At 33.6% G+C, this 735-nt stretch carries 1 protein-coding gene; it reads left to right on the forward strand.

Translation table 11 applies throughout. The features are described 5' to 3' along the window. Positions 1-711, forward strand: a 711-nt coding sequence (locus AC1DTM_RS30015; RefSeq protein WP_477001651.1) for a hemolysin family protein, incomplete at its 5' end; no start/stop codon positions are given. Between the last annotated feature and the right edge of the window lie 24 nt (positions 712-735).

A 735-nucleotide genomic window follows, 5' to 3' on the forward strand; every position in this document is an offset into this window, starting at 1 on the left:
GCGAAAGAAATAATGGTACCACGAACAGAGATGAATATTTTAAATAAAGAAATGCCTGCTGAAGAGGCTTTACAAAAAATGTCTCATGAAAAATATACGAGGTATCCGGTTGTTGATGGTGATAAGGACCATGTAATAGGCTTTGTGAATTTTAAAGATATATTTACAGATTTTGTGAAGCATCGCGTTGCTAGTGAAAAGACAGTGGAGCAATATATTAGGCCAATTATTTTAGTTATTGAATCTATCCCAATTCATGATCTATTTTTAAAAATGCAAAGAGAAAGGACACATATCGCTATATTAATTGATGAATATGGTGGTACATCAGGTCTTGTAACCGTTGAAGATATTTTAGAAGAAATTGTAGGGGATATTCAAGATGAGTTCGATACTGATGAACAACCGGAGATCCAACAAGTTAGTGAGACGAAAACGATTTTAGAGGGAAAAGTACTTGTTAGTGAAGTGAACGCATTATTAGGTTTGACTATTGATGACGATGATGTCGATACGATTGGCGGTTGGATTCTAACAAAAAATATTGAGATTTCCGAAGGCGATACCATTAAAATTGAAAATTATAAATTTTGCGTGAAAAAATTAGATGGACACTATATTAAGAGGTTAGAAGTAACGAAACCTTCAGAATCGATTGTTATTGTAGGAGATGAAAAAAAGATTTCGCTCCAAGAACAAATTAGTTCGTAAACTCTGCCTTGTAGCAGAGTTTTT

The sequence above is a fragment of the Bacillus sp. P4_D3 genome (assembly GCF_056401855.1).